This is a genomic window from Hongsoonwoonella zoysiae, from assembly GCF_013266695.1.
Lineage (GTDB): Bacteria > Pseudomonadota > Alphaproteobacteria > Rhizobiales > Stappiaceae > Hongsoonwoonella > Hongsoonwoonella zoysiae.
Genome location: NZ_JABRXF010000002.1, coordinates 273,000 through 298,757, shown reverse-complemented (window position 1 = coordinate 298,757; position 25,758 = coordinate 273,000). Strand labels below are relative to the sequence as shown.

The window sequence follows — 25,758 nt, the reverse complement described above, 5'->3', positions numbered from 1 at the left end:
ATATTCTTTTAAATTACCATCGTTCGTAAAGCTCAACGCTTACATATAAGCAAAGAAAATAGAAATATGAAGCGTCCATCATCATTAATTGGGGATTAAACAGAACTCACTGATTGAGCCAATCTCGATAGAATTCTACTTTATGAGGCCTACGAATACCGATTCATCCAATCTGTAACCAAATCGACAAGGGAGCTGAAAGTGCACTGAAATTTCTGCCATACAATTAGAAATGCATCCAAATAAAATGGACCCAATGCAGGTTAAAACTATGATATTCGAGTACAATTTCAATAAACTTAATTATCTGGCAAACATATCCGCATCAAAAAATATTTTGTATATGGAAACACCAAAAGTTTGCTGTTCAACGATCAAAAAATATTTACAAATTATCGAAACAAATGGAGATTATTCACTTCTCCCGGATAATGTACACGACAAAGTCAACTCCCCATTAAAATCCCCTTCTGAAATCGAACTACCTATATCACGACTCTTCAGTGGCGATGAGTTTTTGCGTTTTTCATTTGTGAGAAATCCTTTCACAAGAGTTTTGTCCGCCTATCTAGATAAAATTGTCCAGAACCAATGGGAGCGTCACCGACATTTACCAGCGCTCGGTTTCAATAGAGGCGCAAATGTTGGATTCCGCGAATTCCTCGAGCGAATTCACGCGCAACCTCCATTAGAGCGTGATATTCATTTCATGAGTCAATACGATATCCTGCGGCCCGATAGAGTAAAGTACCATTTCCTAGGGAATTTTGAGAAGTTTTCGCATGACTACAGTCATCTTCAAGATTTAATATCCGCCACCGCAACAATCCGAGATTCTAGTATAAACTGGCATGCAACTAACGCCAGCAATCGCATAGGTGAATACTATGGAGAAATAGAAACCACATTGGTTCGCACAATATATATTAATGACTTTATATATTTCGGCTATTCAATGGAACTCTCAGACATTCGTTGATGCATTCCGTACTCACAAATATCATGCATACAAAAAATTTTGTATTTTTACATTCTCACTATGCGCGATGAATTTCAGATTTCACTATTTCTCGATCGCACTGACATTTTGTATTATATGCCATATTCAGACCTTTAGTAATTTGGAATTCGATCCACTGATGGTTTTTTTTCATTTCGATAAGCCGAAGAAACTAGAGCGAATGTATCCTGGTGATTCAACGCCCCAGGCTTCTCCGCCCACTTGCCTACATCGTATGAAACAATCTTTAATCCAGAACTATCGACAATTTCTTTCCATTTATTCATTGTATAACCCGCGAAAAAATCTTGCCCCGAATAGGCATAGTAGCATCCAGGCTCTATCTGCCGAACCGCGCTATGCATCCCCGTACGCCTCACATATTCGAAGAAATACTCATCAATTATAAATGCCGTAACATAGGCGCAACCACCAGAAGCAAGAACACGGCCCAACTCAGAAAAATAATTATAACAATCGAAGCTGCGAAGATGAGTAAATAGAGAAATCGCAAAGGCAAAATCGACCGAATTACGCTCTATTTCACCTAAATGGTAATCATTTTGCGATGAGAAATCGACCTCCGAAAAATAATAATTATTCTTAGACTCTCTCAAAATAAACTCGAACTCAACACCATCACGTTTAATATTGTTTCGACACCATTCTATACCTTCCTCCCAAACATCGATACCATAGTATTTACCTGTCTCCAAAAAGCGAGAAAACGGAATAGCCATCCGCCCGCAACCACATCCAATATCGAGCACCGTTGACCCTGTCGAAATGTCACCGCGTAAAACCATTTCCCTAAATATATGAGCCATTGCAGACTTGAAATGTTGAGGATTGGGGCTCCCAATTATTTGCATCATTTCCTGATTTGGAAGAGCGTCAGCAGGCGCCTCCCAGCAATAGTCAATAACGGCCTGTATCTTTTCCTGAATGGAGTTCTTCACATTCGCCTTTTTTTCAAGGCTTTCAATATATGCACTCTTTGCCATTTGTTTCACCATCTTGATGGAATTACAGCTACCTGGGGTATTTATATTTTTGGCCGGTTGCGACCCTCGTTTTTCCCATGTTTTACATAGTGGTCAAAACCACTGGCAAACTGCCCTTTCGATACACTATCGGAAACATCCGCATATTTCCTTAGATACGACTCATCATCAAAATCCGGCGGCGAGTGAATTTTGTTTTTCTTCAAATAGTCCTTTATTTCTTCTTTTGTCGATCCAATTATTTCGATTGCAGATACTTTCATTTTTTTGGCTTTGATCAATTTATCGGCTATCTGATGCAACATTATCCAACGCTCATCCAGTTCGGCCTGAAGACCTTCCATTGCCTGGCGGCATTCATCCGGATCGCCGATAACGTGCCCCACTGGTGAGACGTGTGGTGCCCCGCCCGTTTGGGTCCCTGTTATTCTGACATTATTCAATCGAGAACGCGTATCCGACTGTGTAAAACCAAGCGCCATCAGATTGCCGAGCGCCGCGAATTCATCGTCCGTGGCTGCCCGCCTGATATATTTGTTGCGAACTATCGCATTGTATTCGGCGTGGCGATCGATACCACCGATCACAGAATTCGAGTAAGTACCAGCCTGGCTGCCTCTATCTCTGTGATGATAGAACGCGAGATGCTTGGGCAAGACACCGATATTCGCTTTCATAAGGAACCGCAAATTGAAATCCCAATCCCCAAGCACGGGAAGTGTCTCGTCAAATCCGCCGATTTCTTCCAGAACACGCCGGCGAAACAAGAAGGCAATAGGGGCAAAGAAATTTCCGACAATCATCTCGGAAAGTTGCACATCTCTTATCCAGTCATTATAGGGGAAGCGACCGTGCTCTATAATCGTATTTCCAGATATTTCTTCCGAAACATAGGTAGTCTTTGTAATCACGCCATCGTAAACATGAGAATTACTCGTCAAAAATTCGACCGTTTGCTTTAGAAAGTCACAATGCCAACTATCGTCATCATCATGAATGACTATATACTCAGAATCCCCGCCATATATTCCAACATTAGATGCAGCTTCCATTCCAAGGCTACGTGAATTGGAACAAATGCGGATTTTCGTAGGATCAACAGAAGACTCGCCAATCACTCTTAGAACTTCGCCAATATCTCCACCATCATTCACAATCACCCATGTATAATTTTCATATGTCTGTTCCGCTACGCTTTTGGCCGCGCGTTCTAGCAATACTGGCCGGTCTTTGGTCCTGGTAATAATAGCTACGTGCCCTGGGCCGGATCCGATAGCACCGCCCATTTGCTCATTCGCAACAAAATACTCACTAGAGCGACCATCCGTGTATTCCGTCACGATTCTCCGTTGATGTTTCTCGACTTCTTCCTCTGGATATTCCACCCGCGCTTGTGCAGTTGGCCATATGGCTTCTGCCACCCGAAGAGCCTTGCTGTCGCCATCAAAGCGATCCCGGGCTGGCATCACCGCATCCACCGCACCAGACCGCCCAAGATCCAGAGATCTGGATTTTCCAGAGACAAAAAAGATATCATCTAGCGTCGGATAACATATTGCGGAGGATAGAAGTTTTACTGCTTGATGATAGTTTGTTGTGATTTCATAAACCGAATCCGATGCGTTTGACCTAATATAATCCAGCACTCCCAAATAAACTTCGTCCCATTTTTCTTTTATTTCCGTCTTTAAAAATTCTGACCTATCGATTTTTTTATAAATATCTTTAGCTTCGATATGATCGAACGACGGTATTCCAGCTTCAAACAAACTCTCGATAACATGGCGATGAATAGTGAATGCTGTCTCCGGCTTATTTGACCTAAATGTTTGGCTATCAAAAATCAATCCGTGCATGATGCCTGGCTGACGGTCAAAGATTTGCGCTCGGCCTATACATCCGAAATACAACCCTTCCCACTCATAGTTTGAATATGCCGCCTTAAGTAATAACTGAGACGTGCCTTTCCAGCCGGAATCTACAAGTATTATGCGCTTGGCGTCTCCGGCTATACGTGCCAAATATTCAGTATAAATCTTAGATTGTTGATGGAGGTAATTATTAACATATTCGGAAATTCTATCATTTCTTTTGAGGAACTTATGTAAAGGCATTTGATCAATCGGAGCAAACTCAGGGCAACGTCCTGATGTGATCTCCTTATTCAGAATGCTTCTTATTATTTGATCTAATGAGCAGTCAGAAAACTCGCGCCCAAGCGCCGTAGTAGCGACATTCGGCACAAAGCAATAGGCTGCCTTGATTGCCATCATGCGCGATACGCCCAACAGCTCTACATCAACCGGCGCCTCAGTGCTTCGGGCGGTTAGCCATGTTTCATAAAGCTCCTGAATTCGCAGGCCAGCCCTAAGGCAAAATAGAACCTTGTCGTCCTTCTCATCGCACTGCAAAAGATACGAATGTAGCCTAAGCAAATATGCATTGACGATCGGACCAAGTGCATCATATCCAAACTGATGTAGTGAATTCCAATTAGCCATTTTCTGTTTCACATGTTAAATGCGAGTTGTGATTCAATGTCGATCTGCATTTCAGAGAACTGATTTTTAAGTTGCAAATAACACTCTTGTCTTTTCCTCTTTTCTTTTTCCGACACTGGAAGATAGAATGCATTCCAACCGCTTTTTTTGGGCATTTTATAGTCTGACCAAAGATTATCGCCAATATGCAAAATGTTTTCCCCTCGTGTGCGATATTTGCCTTCCAAATAGGAGAAAATTCCGCCAGTTCGCTTGCTACCGTTCAAATCCGCAGAAGAATATACGTCGTAAATTTTTTCGATACCAAATTTGCTAGAGAGCAAAGTTCTGATGTCAAAACTTTCGATATACATGTCGGAGACATAAATAAAGGGAATGTCCGGCAGTGCTTCCTCCAGATGGTTCAGCATTGGATTTGCGATCAACGAGGCTGCTTCATACAAAAGTTCATTCGTAACGTAGTCATCTGCCAATTCTGGATGACCTAACAAGTCGCAAGTTATACGAGCTATGTCGCGAAGCCGCCCCTCTCTATTTCCAGCAATGTTCGGCGAAATCGAATACGCTGCTTTCGCTGCCATGATCCGCGCTAGGAAAACATCTTTCTTCTCAAACCGAACAGCTAAGCCAGCCTCGCTACAGCGACCAACGAACCACTCTGCACTTTCCAGAAAGCGCAATATTTCTGGCTTACCTTCCCGCAATAGCGCGGTATCGAAAACGTCAAAAGAAATTATCTCAATTTCTTTATTCTTTGCTATATCGCAAATCGCTTCGACAATTTCGTAGCAATTTGAACTATCATTATAAAATTCTCGAAATTCTTCAGCCTCTAATATTTTTTTATAGTAGTCATTTACATTCATATATTTCGTAATTGCCTCTTTATTTATTGCTTTCTGAATTGACATTTCTTTAATGCTCACTTCCTGTCAGGATTACCAGCATTTTTCTGGGGAAATTTACCACCAGCACGGATAATGCCGCCTCACCCGCTTACCTGCGTTTTGTATCGTCAATAGAGTTTGTGCGACACAAATATGCATTACAGAACAAACTCCTTTTGCGACGTTCATTCCCACGAACTATGATACCAATCCCGCATTTTGGGGCATCAAACAGGGTTTCAAGAAATAAGTCATCGCGCATTGATACTTATCCACATATCAATTTGCAATTTCGAGAATATATGTTCATATACTGTTGTCTGGCGTGAGCATTCCCTAATATAGATAAATATAAGACTGATGAATAACAGTATTAAAATATTAAGACCTCCCATACACGGAGACGATCGCGGCTTCTTTTCCGAAACCTACAACAAGCGCACGTTGCTGGAGGCCGGAGTCGACATAGACTTCGTGCAGGACAATCATGCTTTTTCAGCGGAAAAAGGCACCGTTCGCGGCCTGCATTTTCAGACACCTCCATATGCTCAGGACAAGCTTGTGCGCGTGGTGCGCGGGGCGATCCTCGATGTCGCGGTGGACCTGCGCGTCGGCTCGCCCACGTTCGGGCGCCATGTCTCCGCTGTGATTTCCGCCAAGGATTGGAACCAGATTCTGGTTCCGGTCGGCTTCGCGCATGGCCTTGTGACCCTGGAGCCGGATACGGAGGTTCTTTACAAAGTATCCAACTACTATTCGCCGGAACATGACAAGGGGCTATTGTGGAACGATCCTGCGCTTGGCATCGACTGGGGGATCGACCCCGCAAGTGCAATCCTGTCCGAAAAGGATAGGCGCCATCCGACCCTTGCCGAATTGCCGGAATATTTCAGATACGACGAAAAGGACGATCGATGAAGGTTATTGTAACCGGCGGCGCGGGCTTTATCGGTTCGGCGCTCGTGCGTCGACTTGTACTCGACGAAGGCGTTCACGTCATCACAGTCGACAGCCTCACATATGCGGGCAACCTGACGTCACTTGGCGAGGTGATGGCCCATCCCCGACACCGCTTCGTGCAGGCGGATATCCGCGACGGCGCGGCGATGGAGCGACTTTTCAAGGATGAGGCCCCCGACGCCGTCATGCACCTGGCGGCGGAAAGCCATGTCGACCGCTCGATCGACGGGCCGGCCGATTTCATCGACACCAATATCATCGGCACCTATCGCCTTCTCGAGGCGGCCCGCGCATTCTGGAGCGCCATTCCGGCGCCGAAGCGGGATGCGTTCCGCTTCCACCATGTCTCCACGGATGAAGTCTACGGCTCGCTGGGGCCTGACGGCGCCTTCAGCGAGACCACGCCATACGCTCCGAACTCCCCCTATTCGGCGTCTAAAGCAGGTTCCGATCACCTGGTCCGCGCCTGGCACCACACCTACGGCCTGCCGACACTAATCACCAACTGCTCCAACAACTATGGTCCTCGGCAGTTTCCGGAAAAGCTCATCCCGCTGATGATCCTGAACGGTCTTGAGGGAAAGCCCCTTCCTGTCTATGGCACGGGCGAAAACGTGCGCGACTGGCTGTTCGTCGACGATCACGCGGATGCCCTGTGGCACGTCGTCAAGAACGGCGTGCCGGGCGAGGTCTACAATATCGGCGGCGAAGAGGAGCGGACCAACATCGATGTCGTGCGTACCATTTGCGATCTCCTGGATCGTCAATTGCCAGCCGATCGATCCCGCAGGAATCTGATAACTTTTGTTGCGGATCGCCCCGGTCATGACGCTCGCTACGCGATGGATATCTCCAAAATCACAACTGAACTAGGCTGGCGGCCCAGGCATACGTTCGAGGAAGGGCTGGAGAAGACGGTGGCCTGGTATCTTTCCAACCGGAACTGGTGGGAGGAAATTGGCTCCGGCCGCTATGCCGGCGAGCGCCTCGGCCTGCAGGCGGGCGCAAAGGAATTCGCTCCCGCGACGGCTGACTGACGATGGATGTGCTTCTGACGGGTGCCGGCGGCCAGCTCGGATTCGAAGTCGCCGCGAGAGCGCGGGATTCCGGCCTCGAAATCGCGGCCTTTGCTCATGGTGATCTCGACATCGCCGACCGTGCCGCCGTCGACCGCGCCGTTGCAAGCACGCGGCCGAAGATTATCGTGAATGCCGCTGCCTACACCGCGGTGGACAAGGCGGAGGCGGACCTCGATGCGGCGTATGCCGCAAATCGCGATGGTCCCGCATATCTTGCCGCAGCCGCGCAAAGATGTGGTGCTGCGATCATCCATGTTTCGACGGATTACGTTTTCGACGGCACGAAACCCGCACCATATGTCGAAACCGACCCTGTCGCCCCGCTCGGCGTTTACGGCGCAAGCAAGCTGGCTGGCGAAGAGGCGGTTCGTAAGGCGTGCGACCGCCATGTGATCCTCAGGACGGCCTGGGTCTATGGCGCCAAGGGGCACAACTTCGTCAAGACAATGCTGCGGCTCGGATCCGAACGTGACGTTTTGCGCGTTGTCGACGACCAGATCGGCTCGCCAACGTCGGCAGCCGATCTTGCGCAGGTCATAGTCGCAATATCGCGGCGCCTGTGCCTGGATGCCGTTTCCCCCGCGTGCTATGGCACATTCCACGCGGCAGGCTCCGGTGAGACGAGTTGGCATGGTTTCGCCCGCGAGATCTTCAGACAAGCCGAAGGTCGGGGCTTGCGTATTCCTAAGTTGGAGGCCATCCCTTCTTCACAGTTTCCGACGCCGGCGGCACGCCCGGCGAATTCCCGGTTGGACTGTGCGAAGCTCGCGAAGGTTCATGGCATCCGCTTTCGTTCCTGGCAGGATGCCCTTGCCGAGGTTATGGCATCGCTCAACAACGAACGGACGAGCTCCGGACTTACAAGAAATTCAGGAAACTCATCGCCATGAAAGGCATTATTCTTGCCGGCGGCTCCGGCACGCGGCTTTATCCGATCACCTATTCGGTTTCCAAGCAGCTTCTGCCGGTCTACGACAAGCCGATGATCTATTATCCGCTCAGCACGCTCATGCTCGCGGGTATCAAGGATATTCTGATCATCACCACGCCGCAGGATGCGGGCGCGTTTCGCCATCTGCTGGGCGACGGAAGCCAGTGGGGCATCAGCCTCACCTTCGCCGAACAGCCAAGCCCCGACGGGCTGGCACAGGCTTTCCTGATCGGACGGGAATTCATCGGAACCGATTCTTGCGCGCTTGTTCTCGGCGACAATATCTTTTTCGGGCCGGGTCTTACCGAAAAGATGCGCCGTGCCGCCGATCGCCGGGAGGGCGCGACTGTCTTCGCCTATCACGTCCAGGATCCGGAGCGCTACGGCGTTGTCGCCTTCGATGCGGAGGGGCGCGCGACATCCATAGAAGAAAAGCCCCAGACACCACGCTCGAACTGGGCGGTCACGGGGCTCTATTTCTTCGACAGTTCCGTCGTCGACATCGCGGCGGGCCTCAAGCCCAGCTCCAGGGGAGAACTGGAAATAACGGACGTCAATGCCCGATATCTGGAACGCGGCAACCTCCAGGTGGAGCGCCTCGGCCGCGGTTACGCATGGTTCGACACCGGCACTCACGACAGCCTGGTGGAAGCTTCCGGCTACATTCAGGCCATTGAGAAGCGTCAGGGGTTGCGCGTGGCGGTGCCTGAGGAGATCGCCTTCGTGAATGGCTGGATCGATAGCGAGGCGCTCATCAATCGCGGCAATGCCCTGTCCAAAAACGGTTACGGAAGCTACCTTCTGCAAGTCGCCCGCGAAGCCGGCCAGACCGACGATTGAAGTTTATCGCGATGCAGGCTTTTCCGGGAAACCATTATTTTTCCGGATCGAATGCCTGTTTACCGATCGGCTGTTCATCTTCGGCGGCAAACGCCTCTACAACATCGCCAGGAGAAAGCGGCCGCTCGAGATGGATATGGTAACCCACGAAGCCGGCTCGCGTGACACCGAACCCGGCCAGGTCCGGCCTGTGGCTAGCCGCCGGTATCGGATCGGTAATCTCGCGGCCGTTGACTGTCAAACGTACGAAAACCGGATCCGTATCGTTCATCCGGTAAGCAAAACCGATAATCGCGCGTGGCAAAAGTCTAAGTATCGCGCCGTGGACATACGGGCGGCCAGCGTCGAATTGGCGAAGACGACGCTCAAACAGACCCGCGACACGATCGTACAGGTTCCGATCGACGCGCGTAGCTCTAATGGCGATCTCTCGCATTTCCGGCGTAATTGCAGTCTCGCCATCGGTTGGGGAAACATTTTTTTCCAAAACGCGCAGGTTCAGGCCAAGCGTCTGATTGAGCAGGGCAATCGATTCCGAATAACGCTCGGTCAACCCCAGAAAACCGATTGCTTCGAGTGGCAACGGCGCCTGAAGAACGCGGCTTTGGATCTCAGCCATTCCCCGGCGGCTTGCGAACTCTTCGAAAGTACCGGTGAAACCATGATGCCGCCTGTGATGGCGAAAGTGGGAAATGATCTGGTCTTCGGGACGGCGCAGAAAACTGATTACCCGATCCGCGCCGCTCAGGGCCGCATATTTGTAGAGGGAAACATGTCCCGCCACCATGACGGGGCGGTCTGAAGGTAAAGCACCCTTCAGCGCATACAGGTCTTCTTTCTCATAAACGTTCTCAAGAATAAGCCTGTTCGTAATATTCGACCCCGAGCCATAGTCATAGATCAGGTTTTCCGAACCGAACTGTTCCTCCACCGATAAACGGAAACTCGTTCCTGCGGTTTTCGGAATATGCACGAAAAAATAGGGGGGGCGATCCATTATATTTTCAGTTCTCTGATGACTTCCGTAACGTCCGTAAAGGAAAAATCCTCTTCGGTGTGAGTGAGGTTCGGATTGTAGTAACGGTCCACCTCCTTGTCGGTCCGCCAGGTTCCTTGCAGATAGGCTGCCTCGCGCCGATATCTTTCGGCCTTTTCTCCATAGAGATCATGGCCTCGGGAGACGGACTCATGATGAACGAGCACTGCTTCGGGAGTGTAGATATTCTTCCAGCCTGCAGCCTGCAATTTCAGGCATAGATCCACATCGTTGAATGCGACCTTCAGCTGTTCCGCCTCAAGTCCGCCAACGGCAAGAAATTTCCTTTTTTCCACGACGAGACACGCGGCCGTAACGGCTGAAAGATATTGCGGAGCGTTGAGGCGCCCGAAATAGCCCGGCGCCGCCTCATGGGCAAAACGATGTCCATGTCCTGCCAGTCCTCCGAGACCGCATATGACGCCGCCATGCTGGATACGGCCATCCGGGTAAAGCAGCTTGGCACCCACTGCCCCTCCTTCTGGACGAACCGCATGGCGCATCATTTCCTCAAGCCAGCTGCCGCGCAGCACTTCTATATCGTTGTTGATGAGGCCGATGTACTCGCCGCGCGCTTTGTCCACAGCCAGGTTGTTCATCGCCGCGTAGTTGAACGGGCCCGGGCAGGAAATCACCCGCACGCGAGGGTCTTGGGCTATTTCCTTGAAATAGGAAATGGTTTCCGTCTCGCGGCTGTCGTTGTCGACGATCAGTATCTCTTTCGGCGAATACTCTGTCTTGTTCAGCAACCCGTCAATGCAGGGCTTAAGCAAGTCCAACCGGTCGCGTGTCGGCACGATCAGCGAAACAAACGGCCTATTTTTCGGCAGCGGCCAGACGACCCGGTGCCTGCCCTCGCCCGAAGCACGAATCTCGGCTTTAGGCCCGGGTCGCAGGGCTAGATAGTCGGACAATAATATAAGCCGGGAATCGGGAGGCGCTTGCCCGCGTGCCGCATCGTCCCGGGCAACCGTATTTTGCGAAATATCCGTCAGGATCAGCGGACGGGCAATCCTCTGAATATGGCTGCTCTGCATCAAAAGGCTTGCGCGCAGGATCATGTCATAGACCTCTGCACCTTGCGCTACTTTCCGATATCCGCCCGCTTTTCTGGCCAGGCCGACGCGTATCACAGCAAGGCGGTCGATATAATCCTGATGCAGGAAAAGCTCCTCGTTCCATCCGGATTTGAAATGCAGATCGATAACGCGTCCGGCTGCGTCCGTAAGTGCCTGATCCGTATAAAGGATGGCGAGATCGGGTGCCCCCCGCACCGCCTGTGCAAGCCTGAAAAACGCGTCCGGCATCAAACGATCACCGGCTATCATATGCCCGACGAAGCCTGCTTCTGGTAAATCAGCCAACGCGACGTTCAGCGCATCCGCCGTACCGTATATTTCCTCAATTACCCTGACCCTTGCTTCGTCCTCGCTTAAGCCCCGCGCTTTCCCGGCAATCGCCTCAGCCCCCTGCGGCACAACGATATAGGCGCGCCATTCCGGGTAAAGCTGCCCCTGAAGCGACCGGATGGAATCATCGATCGCTTCCGCGGTCCCCTCCTCGAAGGTCAACACAATCGCGAAACAAGGCCGATTCTCCTTCCAGTTGCGGAGCTCCCCCCTGATGAGCTCACGCTCGCTCCTTGGCAGGAATCCGTGCCGCTGCCACCAAAGGCCTGCCTTGTGAAGACGGCTTGCGGAAAACGGCGCGCTGGAAAGAGCTGAGCGCAGGCGGTTTCGCGCCCGCACCTTCTTTCCCAAAAGGCGCCAGAACAAGGCTGCGGATACCATTCGGGGCGCATGGCGGAATGCACCCAGCATAACCTCTGGCGTCCCAATGCGGCGCAGCCTGAATTCTTCGATGTATGTTGTTCCGGCGGCAATAAGCGTATCGATATGAAGCGCGTTTACCGGCCCCTCGATGCGTACCATCGTGTCAACCATTCCGGTGGAGCGCATCTCCAGAATATGTTCGCTGACACTTCGCCATTCCGCATCATGCGCAACTTGGAGGCGAGGTGTGGCCGAAAGCGGCTGTTTATCCATGCTGGCACGAATGCGATACCAGCCAGGCAGAAGGTTGTCTTCAGTCTCGATGCGGATGCGCGTCTCATCGCCGCCCGCGACAGAATGGGCAGCACCGGGTTCGACCGCATCTCGTTCCGGTACGAGGCGTAATTTCATGGTCCTCCCGAACCACCACGCCGTAAGATCCAGAAGGCTCCACCCGGTGGCAGATTTTCGATAGATCTCCCGGATCGGGACTTCGAAGCCCAGCTCGAAGACCTCGAGCATCAACTTGTCGTAGAAATCGTCCGGAACACCATCCGGCCAATTCAGATCGACGCGGAAGCCGCATCGTTCTGCATGGACGGCTGAAGCCTGCGGCTGGTTCGCAATCGCAGTCCCGATAAGCTGGCCGTCACAGTGAATACGGATTGTTGCGTGTTCTTGTTCGGCGGATGCAGGCAGTCGCCACCAACCTGAAATCCGGTCCGCCGATACATAGTCGGCGGAACCAACACCTCTTTTGGATGAAGCGCCCTTCCCGAACAGGTCGGACAGAATTCCGTACTTCATAAAATCTGTTTTCGACTTTCCGGCAGTTTTTGAGCCGAGTTCGCCGCCCCATTGGATGGCTCGCTCAACTCCAGAACCTCGCAGCCGCACAAAGCAGCCTATTTTTGTGGAGGACGCGCAACGCTCGGCAGGCATCAGGAGGCGGCAATTTCAAGCTCGTTCTGCCAGAAAATTCGCTGCTTGTCCCCATCGTTCAGCCGGTACGCCAGTGTTCTGGCATTCGACTGAATGGATTTCAGACCTTCCTTTCTGGAAATTGCCTCCTGCAATCCTTCAACCCAGACCTCCGGCCGGTCTTCAAACGACAAACCTGCCGCTGCCGCCCGAACCTGGTCCGCCTCTTTCCAGCCTGCGCTGTAAACGCCAATGCCGCCGGCAACGGCATGTTCGATAAGTTTGTTGACGGACCGCCCGCGATTGAAAGGGGTATCGAGCATCGGGCACAGCGCGATATGGCATTTCAACGCCGCTACGCGCTTACGGTGAAATATCCATGGCAAAGGCGGGCTGGCACAAATTCGGCTGTCCTTCTTGAGGGAAACCGGCAGGTCGTGATCTCCGAATACCGTGATCTTCAGGTTCGGCATTTTCCCTAATAAGCCCTCAAGAACAGTAAACGTGAAAAGCCTGTCGGCGGCATGGCTCGCGCTGCCCAGATAAGCAATGTGAAGTGCATCACCCTTTTCGACGTCGCGAAAATGCAAACCATCCGCAAGCGGTTCGGACCAGAACGGATCAAGGCGGGCGACTTGGTGCTTGTCGCGGTAATGCCGGGCGATTTTGTCCGACGAAACCACGATTGTCTCAGCCTTTTCCACCAAAAGCCTGTGCTGGCCTTCTCGAAGGATTGCAAGTCGCCTGCGGTAATCGTCCGGCAAGCTGGCATCCTCTTCTGCCGCCCAGAGGTCATCATCGATTACGTAGACGAGCCGCCTGTTTCTGTCCGACTGGACACGTGCGACCACCTTGGGATGATCTCGGCGTATGCAGACAATAGCCTTATCCGTTGCGAATGTGTTTGCTCCCCACCTTTCCAACCGGCTGTGGCGCCCCGGGGCAAGCCAGTGCCGGCATGCGTTCAAGAAATAAAGGTCCGTTGTTGGCAGGACCGCGCGCCCCGGGTGGACCTTGCCGGCCCATCTCAAAATCTCGTCGAGCAATATCTCCATGGCAGTCTGTCACTAGACGGGCTCAAGCAAGCGGACAAGCACAAAGACACAACTCGGCTGCACGTTGCCGTGACGCTTGCCTGAAGGATCGACCGCTCCTTAATCTGTCAGATTATTTGTTCCCGGCTCTAGCCAATGCGGGTGACGCAACATGCCCCACCAACGCTCCTCCGGTCGCCTGAACCTGCCCTTCGTCGGCATCTGCACCTTCGGCAAGAATCCTTACGTCGAGGATTGGGACAAGATCGATGCCGATGTCGCGGTGCTTGGTGCGCCGTTCGACCTTGGAACGCAGTGGCGGTCCGGCGCGCGCTTCGGCCCGCGCGGCATCCGCGAGGCGTCGACGCTCTTTTCTTTCGGCCATGCCGGTGCTTACGACCATGAAGACGACGTCACCTACCTGCCGGCTGAAGCCACGCGCATCGTCGACCTTGGCGATGCGGACATCGTCCACACCGACACCATGAAGAGCCACGCCAACATCGAATATGGCGTGCGCAAGATCCTGGCGGCAAACGCCCTGTCCGTCGTGCTCGGCGGCGACCATTCGGTCAACATTCCCTGCATCAACGCCTTCGACGGGGAAGAGCCGATCCACATCGTGCAGATCGACGCGCACCTCGATTTCGTGGACGAGCGTCACGGCGTGCGCTACGGCCATGGCAACCCTATGCGCCGCGCCGCGGAAAAGCCTTACGTCACGGGCCTCACGCAACTCGGCATCCGCAATGTCTCGTCCACCGCGAAGGAAGGTTACGAGGATCCGCGGCGCTACGGCTCCGACATTCTTTCCGTGCGCCAGTTCCGCAAACTGGGCGTGGACGGCGTGCTCGCCCGCGTGCCGGAAGGTGCGCGCTATTACGTGACGATCGATATCGACGGCTTCGACCCGTCGGTCGCGCCCGGCACGGGCACGCCGAGCCATGGCGGTTTCCATTACTATGAAATGCTGGAATTCCTGGACGGGCTAGCCCAGCGCGGCACCATCGTCGGGCTGGACCTTGTGGAAGTCGCCCCCGACTACGACCCAACCGGGTCGACAACGACGCTCGCCGCCCAGCTTCTGATGAATGTCATCGGCCGCATCCTGCATTACCGCTGACGGGCCTCGCCAGGCTTCACGAAAGCCGCCGACGGAACAATTCGCCGAAGCCTTCCCGCGTATCGGGAATTCCCGCCTTGCGCAGCATGTGCCAGGCAAGCGCCTGGTTGGAGGAAATCACCGGACGCCCGATCAGCGCCTCCGCCTCTTCCAGGATGCCGGCGACGCGCAGGTTCGTGCAGGATACGAACACCGCGTCGCAGGGCTCTATCTCGGCGACCGCGGCAATCGCCCGCAGCGTCGAGTGCGGCTTGATGCGTGCCACGACACCTTCCTCGCTTTGCTCGAAGGAGCCGAAACCGGCAATCGTCACCCCATCCACCTCCAGCTTCGCGCGTATCGCGGCGGAAACCTCCGCCACATAGGGCGTGACGAAGCCGAGCCGCCTGACGCCGAGTGCCCAGCAGGCATCGCGCACCGCCGTCACCGGGTCGCTCACCGCCGTGCCCGGCCGCACGTGGCGGATAATGTCGGCGACCTTCGCTTCGCCGATCACCGCCGCGCCGGACGTGCAGGCATAGCCGATCGCATCAAAGCGCACCGTTGGCGGCAGCAGGTCGACCGCCGTCGGCAATTCGGCTTCCATCCGTTTCAGCGTATCGGGCGTGACGTCCCGCCCGCTCGGGATCCGGCTGGTGGCAAGCGACACGCCGTCAATATCCAGGAAACGGCGAAATTCGGCCTCGATCGTCTCATCCGCCTGCAGCACCACGAGGCCAAGCGAGGCGCGAGTGCCCAGTCCGTCGTCGGTCTCATAACCAAGCTTCATAAGCTTTCCCCGGTTTATGGAGCGGTCAACATCGGCAATTCTCGCGGCGTGCGCCGCGTCAGTAGCTCCGCGCCGTCGTCGCGCACGACGATGTTTTCCTCGTGCACCATGATACGGCTTCCGACCGTTCGGGTCGCGGGTTCCAACGTCAGCACCATTCCCGGCTCAAGCACCGTTTCGTCGAAATCCGTCAACGACGGCCATTCGGTGAGTTGCATTCCAAGCCCGTGGCCAAGCCGCCCGACATCGCCATCCGCCCCGCCCGCTTCCGCGATCACGCCGCGCATGGCGTTATATAGGTCGCTGCAGGTTGCACCCGGCCGTGCGGCGGCAATGCCTGCCTCAACGGCCAGGAAGAGAATGTCATGCGCCCGTTTGGCGGCGTCATCCGCCTCGCCGATAGCGTAGTTCCGGTCGAAATCGCAGAAATAGCCGTCGAACACCGCGCCCGTGTCCAGCATCAGCACATCGCCCCGGGCAAGGGGCGCGTCCGACGGTGGCGAGATCACGTCATCATAGCCGCCCAGCCCCGCGCCGCCGACGAGATAAGGAACGTCATCCGCGCCAAACTCCAGGCATTTCGTCTTGAACGCTCTGAAGGCGTCGGAAAGCGGCTGCCCTTCGCGAAAAAGCTCCGCCCCTGCCTCGAACGTGGAAGACGCGATGGCGCAGATATGCGTAATCTTCGTGATCTCGGCTTCGGATTTTACCATCCTGAGCTTGCGGATCATCGGCGACGCATCACGGAACCTTTCCCGTCCGAGCGCATCCGTCAGCCGCTTGAAGTCCTTAAGCGGCATCCGCAGGTGGCTTTCCCGGCCCATCGGCGTGCCTATCACGCCCTCGCCCGCCACTTCGCGCAAGGCTTCCCTCAGCAGCGTCACGCCATCGTCCGTTGGATGCGGCGAGGCCCATGTGCGGATGTCGTCGAGCCACGTCTTGCGCATGAGCGCCGCGCCGATTTCCGGAATCACGGCTATCGGTTTTCCTTGTGCCGGCACGACGAGGAACCAGGGCCGTGTCGGGCTTTGCCAGAACTGCGTGAGGAAGCCTGAGAAGTAGCGCACCTCCGGCTCGCTCGTCAGAAGCAGGGCATTGAAACCCGCTTCCGCCATAGCGAATTGAGCACGCTCAAGACGGTTTTCAAATTCCCTTTCCGGAAAACCTCTTTCGGGCGTTTCGCCGCTCATAATGTCGCCTCCCGACCGACTGGCCGGTCATGAACCGTCCGATCGATAACACCTTAAGCGTGGATTGTGGGCACCTGGAAGTTTCCAGCCAGCCCGACTACGGATTTCAGATGGATATAATGGATAGGGTGGACAGCGGATAGCGGCTCCATCCGGAACGCCAGCGGCCAATATATCGTCGGCGTCGGCCCAGGAGCGCAACTATCCTAGCGGCACTTACATGACTATCATAACGGTGACGAAATGTCGGTGCCTTGGAGGCGAGCGATTGTTTGCGAAAAAACACTCCAATCCGATAGCCGAATGATCCGGGCGACCTAATGACGTTGCGTGTGAAGAAAGCCCTCGGCCGCAAGCGTAGGCCCCCCTTGGCCAGAGCCATCGGCAGCACGCTGTTCAGCGCATTTCTGGCGCTTGGCCTTGCCGTTCTTTCCTATTGCGTCCTCATTGCATGGGATCTGCCGGCAGACTTCCGCGATACGGTCCGTCGCAATCCAACCGTGACGCTGCTGGCTTCCGATGGTGCGCCTTTCGCGTCCTACGGGCCTTATCGCAAGGAAGACGTAACGGCGCAAAACCTTCCGCAACACGTTATCGACGCGCTCGTGAGTATGGAAGACAAGCGCTTTTATTCGCATTTCGGAATTGATCCGCTTGGCATCTTGCGCGCCGCCTGGCGAAATCTCGAAGCCGGGAAAATTCTTGAAGGCGGAAGCACCCTCACCCAGCAGCTTGCGAAGAACCTCTACCTCGGCCCGGAACGCACCTTCGAAAGAAAACTGCAGGAACTTATCCTTGCGCTTCGCATGGAGGCGAACCTGAGCAAGGAGGGAATTCTCCTCCGGTATTTGAACTCCGCCTATTTCGGATCGGGCGTCGTCGGTCTGTCTGGCGCCGCGGATCTCTACTTCGCCAAGCCCGTAAAGGACCTGACCGTCCGCGAAGCGGCATTGCTGGTTGGCCTTCTGAAAGCGCCTACCAGACTGAACCCCTTGCAAAATCCGGAAGACGCGCTTGCGCGTGCCGACCTCGTTATCGCGGCGATGGTGAGGAACGGCAAACTGCCGCGTGAAGCGGCGCAGGCGGCGCGCACCCGGCCCATCGCCTTACGCCAAGGCAAAGCCGAAACGCAAACGGGGGCGTGGTTCGCGCATTGGATCGCCCTCACTCACCATTACGAAGGTCACGACGACATAGCCCTTGAAACGACGCTCAGCCGCCCGCTGCAGAATATCGCGGACAAGGTGATCGAAAAGGCCCTTGCGTCCCAAGGAAAGCGGCTGAACGTAGGCCAAGCGGCCCTTGTCGCCATGCATTCCAGCGGCCCGGTCCTGGCCATGGTCGGGGGCAGAGACCGCCGCTCCAGTGCGTTCAACCGTGCCTTTCAGGCGCTGCGTCAGCCCGGTTCCGCTTTCAAGCTCCCGGTTTATCTTGCCGCCTTCAGAGCGGGCTACCTGCCGGACGAATACGCATTCGACGAGCGAGGCACATCCGACGACTGGCTGCCCCGCAACTACACGCGAAAGTCCTACGGCTATATCACTCTGCGCGAAGCTTTCGCGAAGTCGATCAACACGATCGCGGTTCGCATCGCGCGGTCGGTGGGTCTTGACGCGGTCATGCGTGCCGCGCGCGATCTCGGCATTGAAAGCCCGCTTCGCAAGGTAGACAGCCTTGCGCTCGGAACATCCGGTGTTACGCTGCTGGAATTGACCGGCGCTTATGCAAGCGTTGCTTCGGGCATGACCGGGCTCAAGCCTTTCGGAAGCTACCGGCAACGTCCCGCCCAGCCCCTGCGGAGGCTTCACCATCGCGAAATGCTGGTTGAAATCCTCCGTGACGTCGTGGAGCGGGGCACAGGCGGTCGGGCGCGGCTTTCGGTTCCAGCCTACGGCAAGACCGGTACGAGCCAGGATTATCGGGATGCCTGGTTTATCGGCTTCGCGGGCGATCTCGTGGTGGGCGTATGGGTCGGCAACGACGATAACAGCCCCATGAAACGCGTGACCGGCGGTTCGCTTCCCGCCCGCATCTGGCATGATTTCATGACCGAGGCCTTGCCCCTCGCGCAGGCAGAGGAATGGCCCCGGATAAATGGCCTTCTGGCGGACAACCCGGCGGATGAAGGGCCCTTCCGGCTTTCCGGCGCCAGCGGCGAAGGCTCGTTCTTCAGGGTGATCGAAACGCCGGTGGTGGTAGATCTGATGACGGACGGCGGCGTTTTGCCGGATGATCCGGCGCAAACCGCGCCCGGCGCGGAAGCCCTGTTCGGTTGGCAGGAAACCGCCGATCCGGATACGGAAGGTGTGGAAGAAACCGTGGACCCAACGCCGGAAGGCCTTTCCGATGCCGGCATTCCCCGGCCTTACACCACCCCTTGACGGGGGGCCGCTCCCTGGGAAGAACCGTGAGAGGAATAACCGGCCATATCACTCTCGTCAGGTGTGGCGATCGCGTCGCGCATATCCTGGGCCATACGCCTGAGTTGGGCGATTGCCTGCCTCGATTGACGCTCCGCCCGTATCTCGCGAATTTCATTCAGGAACTTGCGATGCACCGAAGCGCAGGCGATGAGCACCGGCAGGGCGAACACGGTCGCAGCCGGGCCGCCGGTCAGGGAATAGAGGGCATAATCCGCCACCGGTTCCCCCGAATAGGCTGCAACGCCAAGGGTGATAACCGCGCCATGCGCGCTCAGGAACAGCCCAACCCGATTTCGTGATACCGCCGCGAGAAGCGAGAAAGCGCCCGCGCAGGCGAACGCAAACAAAAGCCTGGCGCCACTCAGCCCGAGATCCGTCTCAAGACCGTAGAAAAGCCCGCGAAACTCCGGCCGCAATTCCAGCTGGATTGCCCAGAGCGTCGAACTCGACGGAAAGTCTCCCAGAAGCATCGACGAACCAAGCAACATTGCCAGCCAGAAAAAGACGACTGCCGGGAATATCGAGGCGCAACGTTCGATTTTTCTCATGCAATAGAGTGTGGCAAAAACGCATTAATCGCGAATTAATGCGCAGGATGCATTCTCGATACCTGCAAGTTGAGATAAAAGAAGAGATCGTCGGAAAACAGACCGGAAGCAGCGAGTCTTCGGACTGAAGGGTGTGTGAGCGTGCGTGTATTTTTAAGTTTTTGCGTATGCCTGCTTCTTCTGTTTTGCGTTCCGCAAAGAACCGCTTCGGCCAATCCGTTCATCATAAGCAAGCCCGTCTACGCGTGGGACGGATTTTACTGGGGCGCGCATCTGGGCGCCGCCTGGACCGAGCTTCTCGCCCCGCCGAGCAATGATTCCGGCGCGACCGAATTTTCCGGCGGGCTTTCCGTGGGATACGACCGCGAATTCAGCAGGGTCGTTTTCGGCGTGCTCGCCGATGTGGAGATCAACACTTGGGACGATCGTGGGCCGGTGGTCGATCCGTCCATCCTTGCGCCCCAGCTCATAATGCACAGCAAGCTGAACTGGTTTTCAACGCTGCGCGGACGCATTGGCTATCGCTACCAGCGTTTCATGACCTTTGCGACGGTCGGTCTTGCCGCCGGCCAGGTGGAGACCGAACTTTACGCCGGTCCTCCCGGGCCCGCGCCTTTTACGACTGTCAAGGACGAGGAATGGCGCTTTGGATATGCCCTCGGCGGCGGGGTTGAATATCTTTTGACCACACGGGATGCCATCGGCATCGAATATCTCTATTTCAACCTCGGCGAAAAAACCTATGGCATCGCCGCCACGGGCCAGAGCGTCGAGCAGGAGATTTCGGGACACACCGTCCGCGCGACGTTCCGCTACCGTTTCTGAACGGCTTGCCGCCCTCCGTCAACGCAATGTTGGGGAGCGCCTGCGACAGAGGCGGCACCCGAAGCATATCTCGCGAAATCTCAGTGTCGGATTTCGCAAGGAGAACATGCTGAAGATATTGATTGTGTGTCGACTATTCGCGTCGAAAGCACGCTGTCCCGCCCGCTATCGCACAATCACCGTCGCACCGACGTTCACCCGTTCGTAGAGATCTATCACATCGCGGTTGCTCAGCCGGAAACAGCCGGACGTCACGGCCTGCCCGACGGCGCCATTGTCGTTCGTTCCGTGGATACGGTAGAGCGTGTCGCGTCCTCCCTGGTAGAGGTAGATCGCACGCGCGCCGAGCGGATTATGCGGCCCCGCCGGTACGAATTCCGGCAGCGAAGGGTTTCGCGCCCGCATGTCGGAGGGCGGACGCCAGTCCGGCCACTCGCGCTTGGCGCCCACTCTCGTCGTTCCGCTCCAGCCGAAACCCTCGCGCCCGACGCCGATGTCGTATTTCAGCGCCGTTCCCTTGCGGGTGACGAGGTAAAGCACGCGCGCCTGCGTATCGACGACGATCGTCCCCGCGCTCGCCGCTTCGGAATAGGCGACTTCCTGGCGGCTTTGCGGGCCCAGTGTCTTGGGAACCGCGAAGGGGTCCCCGGCGCTCACGCGTTGCGCGCCAAAAAGGGAAATCAGCATCGCCGCCGCGCAGACGGAACACACGGAAAAGGTTCGCCGCGCGTGGCGGTCCCTGGCGGTCCTTCGCATGGTATTCATGAGCGTCCTCCCCAGAAGCTTCGTTTCTTGCGCTCGAACAGATGCTGCCCGAGCCAGGCGTCAAGCGCCTTCGCCGTCGCCGAGCGGCCGTTCACCTCCTGCCAGGGCAGGCCCCGGTTCATGGCTTCCGACGCCGTCTTCCCGTCTTCCGGCAGGAATACGATCTCCGCGTTCGCGAACACCTTCCTGATCTCGTCTTTCGAAAGCCCGCGCGACAGCAGGCCGCCGTGAAATTTGTTGACGATGACCTCGATCCTCGCGGGATCTGCCCCCGCCTCGATAAGTTCGTTGCGCAGACCCCTGCAATAGCGAAGTCCGGGCACATTGGCCTCTGTCACCATCGCGACCACATCGCACGCCTTGACCACCGACGCCCGCCAGGCCGTGTGGTGCGAGGGCAGGTCGATGATCGTGTAGGGATAGCGGAACGCGACATTGTCGAGCAGGCGATAGATGAACTCCGATGCCTCCGGCGACCAGTCGAGTTCGGGACAGTGAAAGGAGAGCACGGCGAAACCGAGCGGATGCTCACGCTTCACGATGTCGAGCAATTCGAGGTCGATACGCTCGGGATGGTGGGCGAGTTCCATGGCGTCGAATTCCTGGTTGGTCAGGTCCAGGTAGTTTCCTGCCGCCGCCCGGCCGAAGGAGAGATCGACGAGGCACACCTCCGCCTCGTCGGCCTTTGACCGTTTGGCCACGGATGCCGCCGCCATGATGGAAAGAGACGTGGCCCCGGCCCCGCCCACCGCTGGAAGAAACGACGCGACGCGGGATTTGCGGGCGTTCTGGCCGCCCAGTTGGGCGCTGACCGCTTCCATGAGCTGCGAGGGATCTACCGGTTCCTGCAGCCAGTCGGCGGCATTGAGCTGGACGACGCGGCGAAGGCCATCCGCGCTCAACTCGCCGGAAACGACGATGAACGGGATCTCCAGCCGCCTGAGCCCTTCGGTGAATTCCGGCTGGCCGAGCCATTCGCCGCCGTCGATGCTCACGACGACGAGATCGGCGATGCCGTGGATATCCTGCGTCGAAAGCTTGGCGAAGTCGCTCGGCGAAGAGGTTCGCACACGGTAGGACGGGCGCGCCGCAAGCGCGGACAGGGCCGTTTCGGAAAACGACGGATCGTCGGAAACCGCAAGGATCGTACGTTCGCTGGTCATGCGCTTTGGCACCGGCCTCTTGTCAATTGGTGAAAGTTGACGAAAGGTCTTCGCCCGTCGCCGTTCCGGTCATCGGGGGAAGGTTGATCTGGCCGAAACCCAGCAGCCCGCCCAGGAAGAAGAAATCGAAAGTCAGGTTCTGCAGGCTCACCTGCACGGTCGGCACCGGCCCGTTGGGCCTGCCCGCGTAGCCAAGCCCGCTATAGGTGTAGCTCACCCTCACGTTCTGCGGCTGGATGGCGCTATAGACGTCGCACATGCCAAGCGGCCTTGGATCCCCTGGAGCGCGCGGGCCGCACGCCCCGTCGCCGCCGGCGACGATACGTGTCATGGCCGCGGCGCTGTAGGTGGCGTTGGTGCAGCTCGATGTCCCGCCGTCGCAGACAAAACTGTAGGCGGCACTCGGCTCGCCCGGAATGATGCCGGCGTTGATCCCGGCAACCACCGTGCCCATGTTGCTGGCGACCGGATCGGAAACCACCGCCAGCCTCGCGCCCACCTGCACTGCCTTGGACGCCTGGTTCCACTGGTAGAGCGCATAGCCGAAATCGACGAACCCGAGCGTTACGATAAGAAGCAGTGTGATGACGATCGCCATCTCAACGAAGGCCGCCCCGTCCTCTTGGCTTTGGAAGCCTTCGAGCCGTCGCCTCACCATCCCACCACTCGCTGCTCGTGGGTGGCTGTCACCTCCCAGGGCGAAAGGCCTAGATAGTCGAGAAGCCCGGTGCTGCTGAGCGCCACCGTGGAGGTCACTCTGACGGTGACGATCTGCCCGCCCCCGCGGTAGAGACGGTTTCCCGCGCCGTCATTGTTCGTCGTCTGGATATAGGTAAAGGTCACGTCCCCGGTCGTCCAGCCGTCGACCCTTGGCGTTGCCCCGCCGCCCGGGTTGCCGAAAACGGCGATGTTCCGCGCCACCGCCTCCGAACATCCGGCGAGCGTGCAGCGCGACATGTAACGCCCCGCGTCGCGCACGCCCGTTTCCACCAGCATGCGCTGGTAAAAGAGCGATCCGAACTCGAAGACGCCTGCGCAAAGGGTCAGCAGCAGCGGCAGCATGATCGTCGTCTCGAGCAGGACAGCGCCGTCCTCGCGCGAGAAGAAGTGGCGAAAGCGGCGCGCTCTTGCGGGGAAAAGCCTTCTCGGCGGGCGGCGGCGGAAGTATCTCATGCCGGTCACCGGTAAAGCTGCACGTCGTCGCGCCGGATATTCTGCAACGTGCCGAGGCCTTGCGCGCTGTCGATGTCGACGAGCTCTATGAAGATATCGTCCTCCGGTCCTGTCGGCAGCGGCGTGACGAGAAAGAAGCTGGCAAAGCGCTCCACCGGAAGCGGCGGTGCGGAACCGCCGGTGATCGGCCCGTAATTCGCCTCCAGTTCGTTGCAGTTGAGGATCGCGCCGTAGATCAGCCGCCTGTCGGGATCGTCGCTCAGGCCGCCGGGGTCAGCGTAGCATTGGGCAGCACCCGTTTCCCCGCCGGGCGAAGCGTCCTGGATCAGCGTGTTGTCTTCCAGCTCCGCCTTGTAGACTTCGTAGCGCGTCGGGCGCGAAGCGGAGGTGTCCGCCCAGCCGGATCCGGCGGGAAACGGGCGCCCGGAGTGGTTTACGTTCCAATAACCTGTCAGGTCGTAGTCGCCGTCGCCCAGCCGGCCGCCGCTGCCGCCACCGAGCGTCTGGCAAGTGCCGGTGGTGAAGCAATTGTCTAACGGAAGCGAGCGATATTGCGTCGGATCCGTGCCCAGGTCCGGTTTGCAGGTGTTCTTGCTGGTGTCGTAGCCCTTGCGCACGTTGCGCGCCGGCCGATAGGAGGAATCGCTCTTTTTGCCGCTGAAGGAACCCTCGTAGATATCGAAGCGCACGTTGAGCGCGTGGCGAACGGAATCAATGAAGCCCGTGCGCAGTTCCACGCCGTTCGCCGAAAAGCAGGCGTTCGGGTTGACGCGGGCGATGGATTCCTTCAGCGCGTTCGCGCCGCGCCCGTCATAGGGCTGCAGGAAGCCGTAGTTTCCGGGGAAATTCTGCGCCCCGCTGCCGCCGTTCTTGCGAAGCTGGATCATGCGCCGGCGCAGGCTGCGGGTGTTGACCACCTGTTCCAGCGTCGTTCCGGTGCCTTCATAAGGGTTGCAGATATAAAGCGGGGTGAACTGGCACACGGCGGAGCCGAAGCCCGCCACGGCGCTTGCGCTGGGGTTATGGGTGTTCGAGGCCGCACCCAGAAACGTCGCCGGGAAGATCGAGGTGATCGCCGTCGGGTTTACCGTCACCTCCACGAAGCGCGCCAGCGCCGGGTCCGTGGTGACCATGCTTCCGAGAATGGGTAAGTCGTCGCTGGCCGGCAGGTCCGAAAGATAGCGCACCGACAGGTCTCTGAGCCTGTCGAACGTCACCGCGCCCGCGTCCGAAAGGTGATGCTGGTTGGTGACGAGATTGTCGATCGCCCGGTTCGCGCGGATGATCGCATCGCTCGTGCCGTCCAGTTCGGCGGCGGCGGCAAGCGCGAAGGAATCCGCCCCCTGCTGCAGGTCGAAATGCAGGTTGTAGACGCGCGAGCTGTCGACGGCGAGCAGGGCGAAGCCGATCAGGGCCGGCAATAGTACGGTCACATAGACAAGAGCGCTTGCATCTTCCGACTTGGCAAATCTCTTGAGCATATTCAAGGCTCCACGCGGGGCGGCGGCCTAATTCGATCCGGTCCCCTGCCCCTGAACGTTGACGTTCACCACCGGCTGACCGCCGCCTGCGGACGGGTCGGGCGGATTGGTATAGCGGTCCGTCACCTTCTCAATGCGCTTGCCGCTTCCCCCGGTCACGTTGCGCCGGGAGGCCGGCGGCCACGGGTCGATGGTCTGCACCGCGATGTTGAAGCGCTGCGCATCGCCGCCGTGCTGGGTAATGGTGTCGCGGTGGTCCAGAAGGTCCGCACATCCGCCAAGCGCAGCTAACCCCGCAACAACGGCGATCAACCGGCCGGCGCGCATGCATCC

The 25,758-nt window shown here is 56.6% G+C and carries 23 protein-coding genes; 8 read left to right on the top strand and 15 right to left on the bottom strand.

Going from position 1 to position 25,758, the window contains the following annotated elements; genetic code table 11:
• The first annotated feature begins 271 nt into the window (after positions 1-271).
• The gene (locus HPQ64_RS12655; protein WP_172888864.1) at positions 272-979 is read left to right on the top strand and encodes a sulfotransferase family protein; all 708 of its coding nucleotides are present in this window, start codon (positions 272-274) and stop codon (positions 977-979) included.
• 134 nt (positions 980-1,113) lie between these two features.
• On the opposite strand, the gene HPQ64_RS12650 is transcribed toward HPQ64_RS12655, so the two are convergent.
• The 3 genes from HPQ64_RS12650 to HPQ64_RS12640 are packed head-to-tail and all read right to left on the bottom strand — an operon-like array spanning position 1,114 to position 5,416.
• The gene (locus tag HPQ64_RS12650) at positions 1,114-2,004 is read right to left on the bottom strand and encodes a class I SAM-dependent methyltransferase (protein ID WP_172888863.1); all 891 of its coding nucleotides are present in this window, start codon (positions 2,002-2,004) and stop codon (positions 1,114-1,116) included.
• Between the two features lie 41 nt (positions 2,005-2,045).
• Positions 2,046-4,505 carry a glycosyltransferase family 2 protein gene (locus HPQ64_RS12645; protein WP_172888862.1) on the bottom strand — a complete coding sequence of 820 codons (2,460 nt, stop codon included), beginning with the start codon at positions 4,503-4,505 and terminating at the stop codon, positions 2,046-2,048.
• Positions 4,506-4,513: 8 nt separating this feature from the next.
• Positions 4,514-5,416, bottom strand: coding sequence for a hypothetical protein (locus HPQ64_RS12640; RefSeq protein WP_172888861.1), 903 nt, complete (start codon positions 5,414-5,416; stop codon positions 4,514-4,516).
• Between the two features lie 336 nt (positions 5,417-5,752).
• On the opposite strand from HPQ64_RS12640, the gene rfbC reads away from it, so the two are divergent.
• The 4 genes from rfbC to rfbA are packed head-to-tail and all read left to right on the top strand — an operon-like array spanning position 5,753 to position 9,202.
• Positions 5,753-6,310 (top strand): dTDP-4-dehydrorhamnose 3,5-epimerase, encoded by a 558-nt coding sequence (gene rfbC / locus HPQ64_RS12635; RefSeq protein ID WP_172888860.1) that lies wholly within the window; start codon positions 5,753-5,755, stop codon positions 6,308-6,310.
• Positions 6,307-7,389, top strand: coding sequence for a dTDP-glucose 4,6-dehydratase (gene rfbB / locus HPQ64_RS12630; protein WP_172888859.1), 1,083 nt, complete (start codon positions 6,307-6,309; stop codon positions 7,387-7,389). The genes rfbC and rfbB overlap by 4 nt, the downstream gene beginning before the upstream one ends.
• Positions 7,390-7,391: 2 nt before the next feature.
• Entirely contained in the window at positions 7,392-8,321 is a 930-nt protein-coding gene (rfbD, locus tag HPQ64_RS12625) for a dTDP-4-dehydrorhamnose reductase (RefSeq protein ID WP_172888858.1), read from the top strand.
• The gene (gene rfbA, locus HPQ64_RS12620) at positions 8,318-9,202 is read left to right on the top strand and encodes a glucose-1-phosphate thymidylyltransferase RfbA (RefSeq protein WP_172888857.1); all 885 of its coding nucleotides are present in this window, start codon (positions 8,318-8,320) and stop codon (positions 9,200-9,202) included. The genes rfbD and rfbA overlap by 4 nt, the downstream gene beginning before the upstream one ends.
• A gap of 34 nt (positions 9,203-9,236) precedes the next feature.
• Here rfbA and HPQ64_RS12615 read toward each other — a convergent pair whose 3' ends face one another.
• The 3 genes from HPQ64_RS12615 to HPQ64_RS12605 all read right to left on the bottom strand — a co-directional run bounded on the left by HPQ64_RS12615 (position 9,237) and on the right by HPQ64_RS12605 (position 13,635).
• Complete coding sequence (locus tag HPQ64_RS12615) at positions 9,237-10,199, bottom strand: hypothetical protein (RefSeq protein WP_172888856.1); 963 nt, start codon at positions 10,197-10,199, stop codon at positions 9,237-9,239.
• A complete protein-coding gene (locus HPQ64_RS12610; protein WP_172888855.1) occupies positions 10,199-12,817 on the bottom strand; it encodes a glycosyltransferase family 2 protein in 2,619 nt (872 codons plus the stop codon). The genes HPQ64_RS12615 and HPQ64_RS12610 overlap by 1 nt, the downstream gene beginning before the upstream one ends.
• Positions 12,818-12,951: 134 nt before the next feature.
• Positions 12,952-13,635 carry a glycosyltransferase family protein gene (locus HPQ64_RS12605; protein ID WP_172888854.1) on the bottom strand — a complete coding sequence of 228 codons (684 nt, stop codon included), beginning with the start codon at positions 13,633-13,635 and terminating at the stop codon, positions 12,952-12,954.
• A 502-nt stretch (positions 13,636-14,137) separates the two neighbouring features.
• Here HPQ64_RS12605 and HPQ64_RS12600 point away from each other — a divergent pair.
• Positions 14,138-15,088: an agmatinase gene (locus HPQ64_RS12600; protein WP_172888853.1), complete on the top strand. Its 951-nt coding sequence runs from the start codon at positions 14,138-14,140 to the stop codon at positions 15,086-15,088.
• A 16-nt stretch (positions 15,089-15,104) separates the two neighbouring features.
• Here the strand turns inward: HPQ64_RS12600 and HPQ64_RS12595 are convergent, their stop codons facing one another.
• Positions 15,105-15,857: a maleate cis-trans isomerase family protein gene (locus HPQ64_RS12595; protein WP_172888852.1), complete on the bottom strand. Its 753-nt coding sequence runs from the start codon at positions 15,855-15,857 to the stop codon at positions 15,105-15,107.
• 14 nt (positions 15,858-15,871) lie between these two features.
• Positions 15,872-17,047: a M24 family metallopeptidase gene (locus HPQ64_RS12590; protein WP_172888851.1), complete on the bottom strand. Its 1,176-nt coding sequence runs from the start codon at positions 17,045-17,047 to the stop codon at positions 15,872-15,874.
• 320 nt (positions 17,048-17,367) lie between these two features.
• Here HPQ64_RS12590 and HPQ64_RS12585 point away from each other — a divergent pair, with 320 nt between their 5' ends.
• The gene (locus HPQ64_RS12585; protein WP_172888850.1) at positions 17,368-19,428 is read left to right on the top strand and encodes a transglycosylase domain-containing protein; all 2,061 of its coding nucleotides are present in this window, start codon (positions 17,368-17,370) and stop codon (positions 19,426-19,428) included.
• Here the strand turns inward: HPQ64_RS12585 and HPQ64_RS12580 are convergent.
• Positions 19,413-20,018, bottom strand: coding sequence for a hypothetical protein (locus HPQ64_RS12580; RefSeq protein ID WP_172888849.1), 606 nt, complete (start codon positions 20,016-20,018; stop codon positions 19,413-19,415). The two genes, HPQ64_RS12585 and HPQ64_RS12580, sit on opposite strands and share 16 nt — an antisense overlap.
• Before the next feature lie 135 nt (positions 20,019-20,153).
• Here HPQ64_RS12580 and HPQ64_RS12575 point away from each other — a divergent pair, with 135 nt between their 5' ends.
• A complete protein-coding gene (locus tag HPQ64_RS12575) occupies positions 20,154-20,843 on the top strand; it encodes an outer membrane beta-barrel protein (RefSeq protein ID WP_172888848.1) in 690 nt (229 codons plus the stop codon).
• A gap of 165 nt (positions 20,844-21,008) precedes the next feature.
• Here the strand turns inward: HPQ64_RS12575 and HPQ64_RS12570 are convergent, their stop codons facing one another.
• Genes HPQ64_RS12570 through HPQ64_RS12545 form a run of 6 tightly spaced genes read right to left on the bottom strand, consistent with a single transcriptional unit; the run spans position 21,009 to position 25,752 of the window.
• A complete protein-coding gene (locus tag HPQ64_RS12570; RefSeq protein ID WP_425483827.1) occupies positions 21,009-21,599 on the bottom strand; it encodes a L,D-transpeptidase in 591 nt (196 codons plus the stop codon).
• A gap of 5 nt (positions 21,600-21,604) precedes the next feature.
• The gene (locus HPQ64_RS12565; protein ID WP_172888847.1) at positions 21,605-22,771 is read right to left on the bottom strand and encodes a CpaE/TadZ family protein; all 1,167 of its coding nucleotides are present in this window, start codon (positions 22,769-22,771) and stop codon (positions 21,605-21,607) included.
• Positions 22,772-22,793: 22 nt separating this feature from the next.
• The gene (locus HPQ64_RS12560; RefSeq protein WP_172888846.1) at positions 22,794-23,429 is read right to left on the bottom strand and encodes a TadE/TadG family type IV pilus assembly protein; all 636 of its coding nucleotides are present in this window, start codon (positions 23,427-23,429) and stop codon (positions 22,794-22,796) included.
• Positions 23,423-23,944 (bottom strand): TadE/TadG family type IV pilus assembly protein, encoded by a 522-nt coding sequence (locus HPQ64_RS12555; protein WP_172888845.1) that lies wholly within the window; start codon positions 23,942-23,944, stop codon positions 23,423-23,425. Before HPQ64_RS12555 ends, HPQ64_RS12560 begins: the two co-directional genes overlap by 7 nt.
• Before the next feature lie 5 nt (positions 23,945-23,949).
• The gene (locus HPQ64_RS12550; protein ID WP_172888844.1) at positions 23,950-25,425 is read right to left on the bottom strand and encodes a TadE/TadG family type IV pilus assembly protein; all 1,476 of its coding nucleotides are present in this window, start codon (positions 25,423-25,425) and stop codon (positions 23,950-23,952) included.
• A 27-nt stretch (positions 25,426-25,452) separates the two neighbouring features.
• Positions 25,453-25,752: a hypothetical protein gene (locus tag HPQ64_RS12545; RefSeq protein ID WP_172888843.1), complete on the bottom strand. Its 300-nt coding sequence runs from the start codon at positions 25,750-25,752 to the stop codon at positions 25,453-25,455.
• Positions 25,753-25,758: the final 6 nt, after the last annotated feature.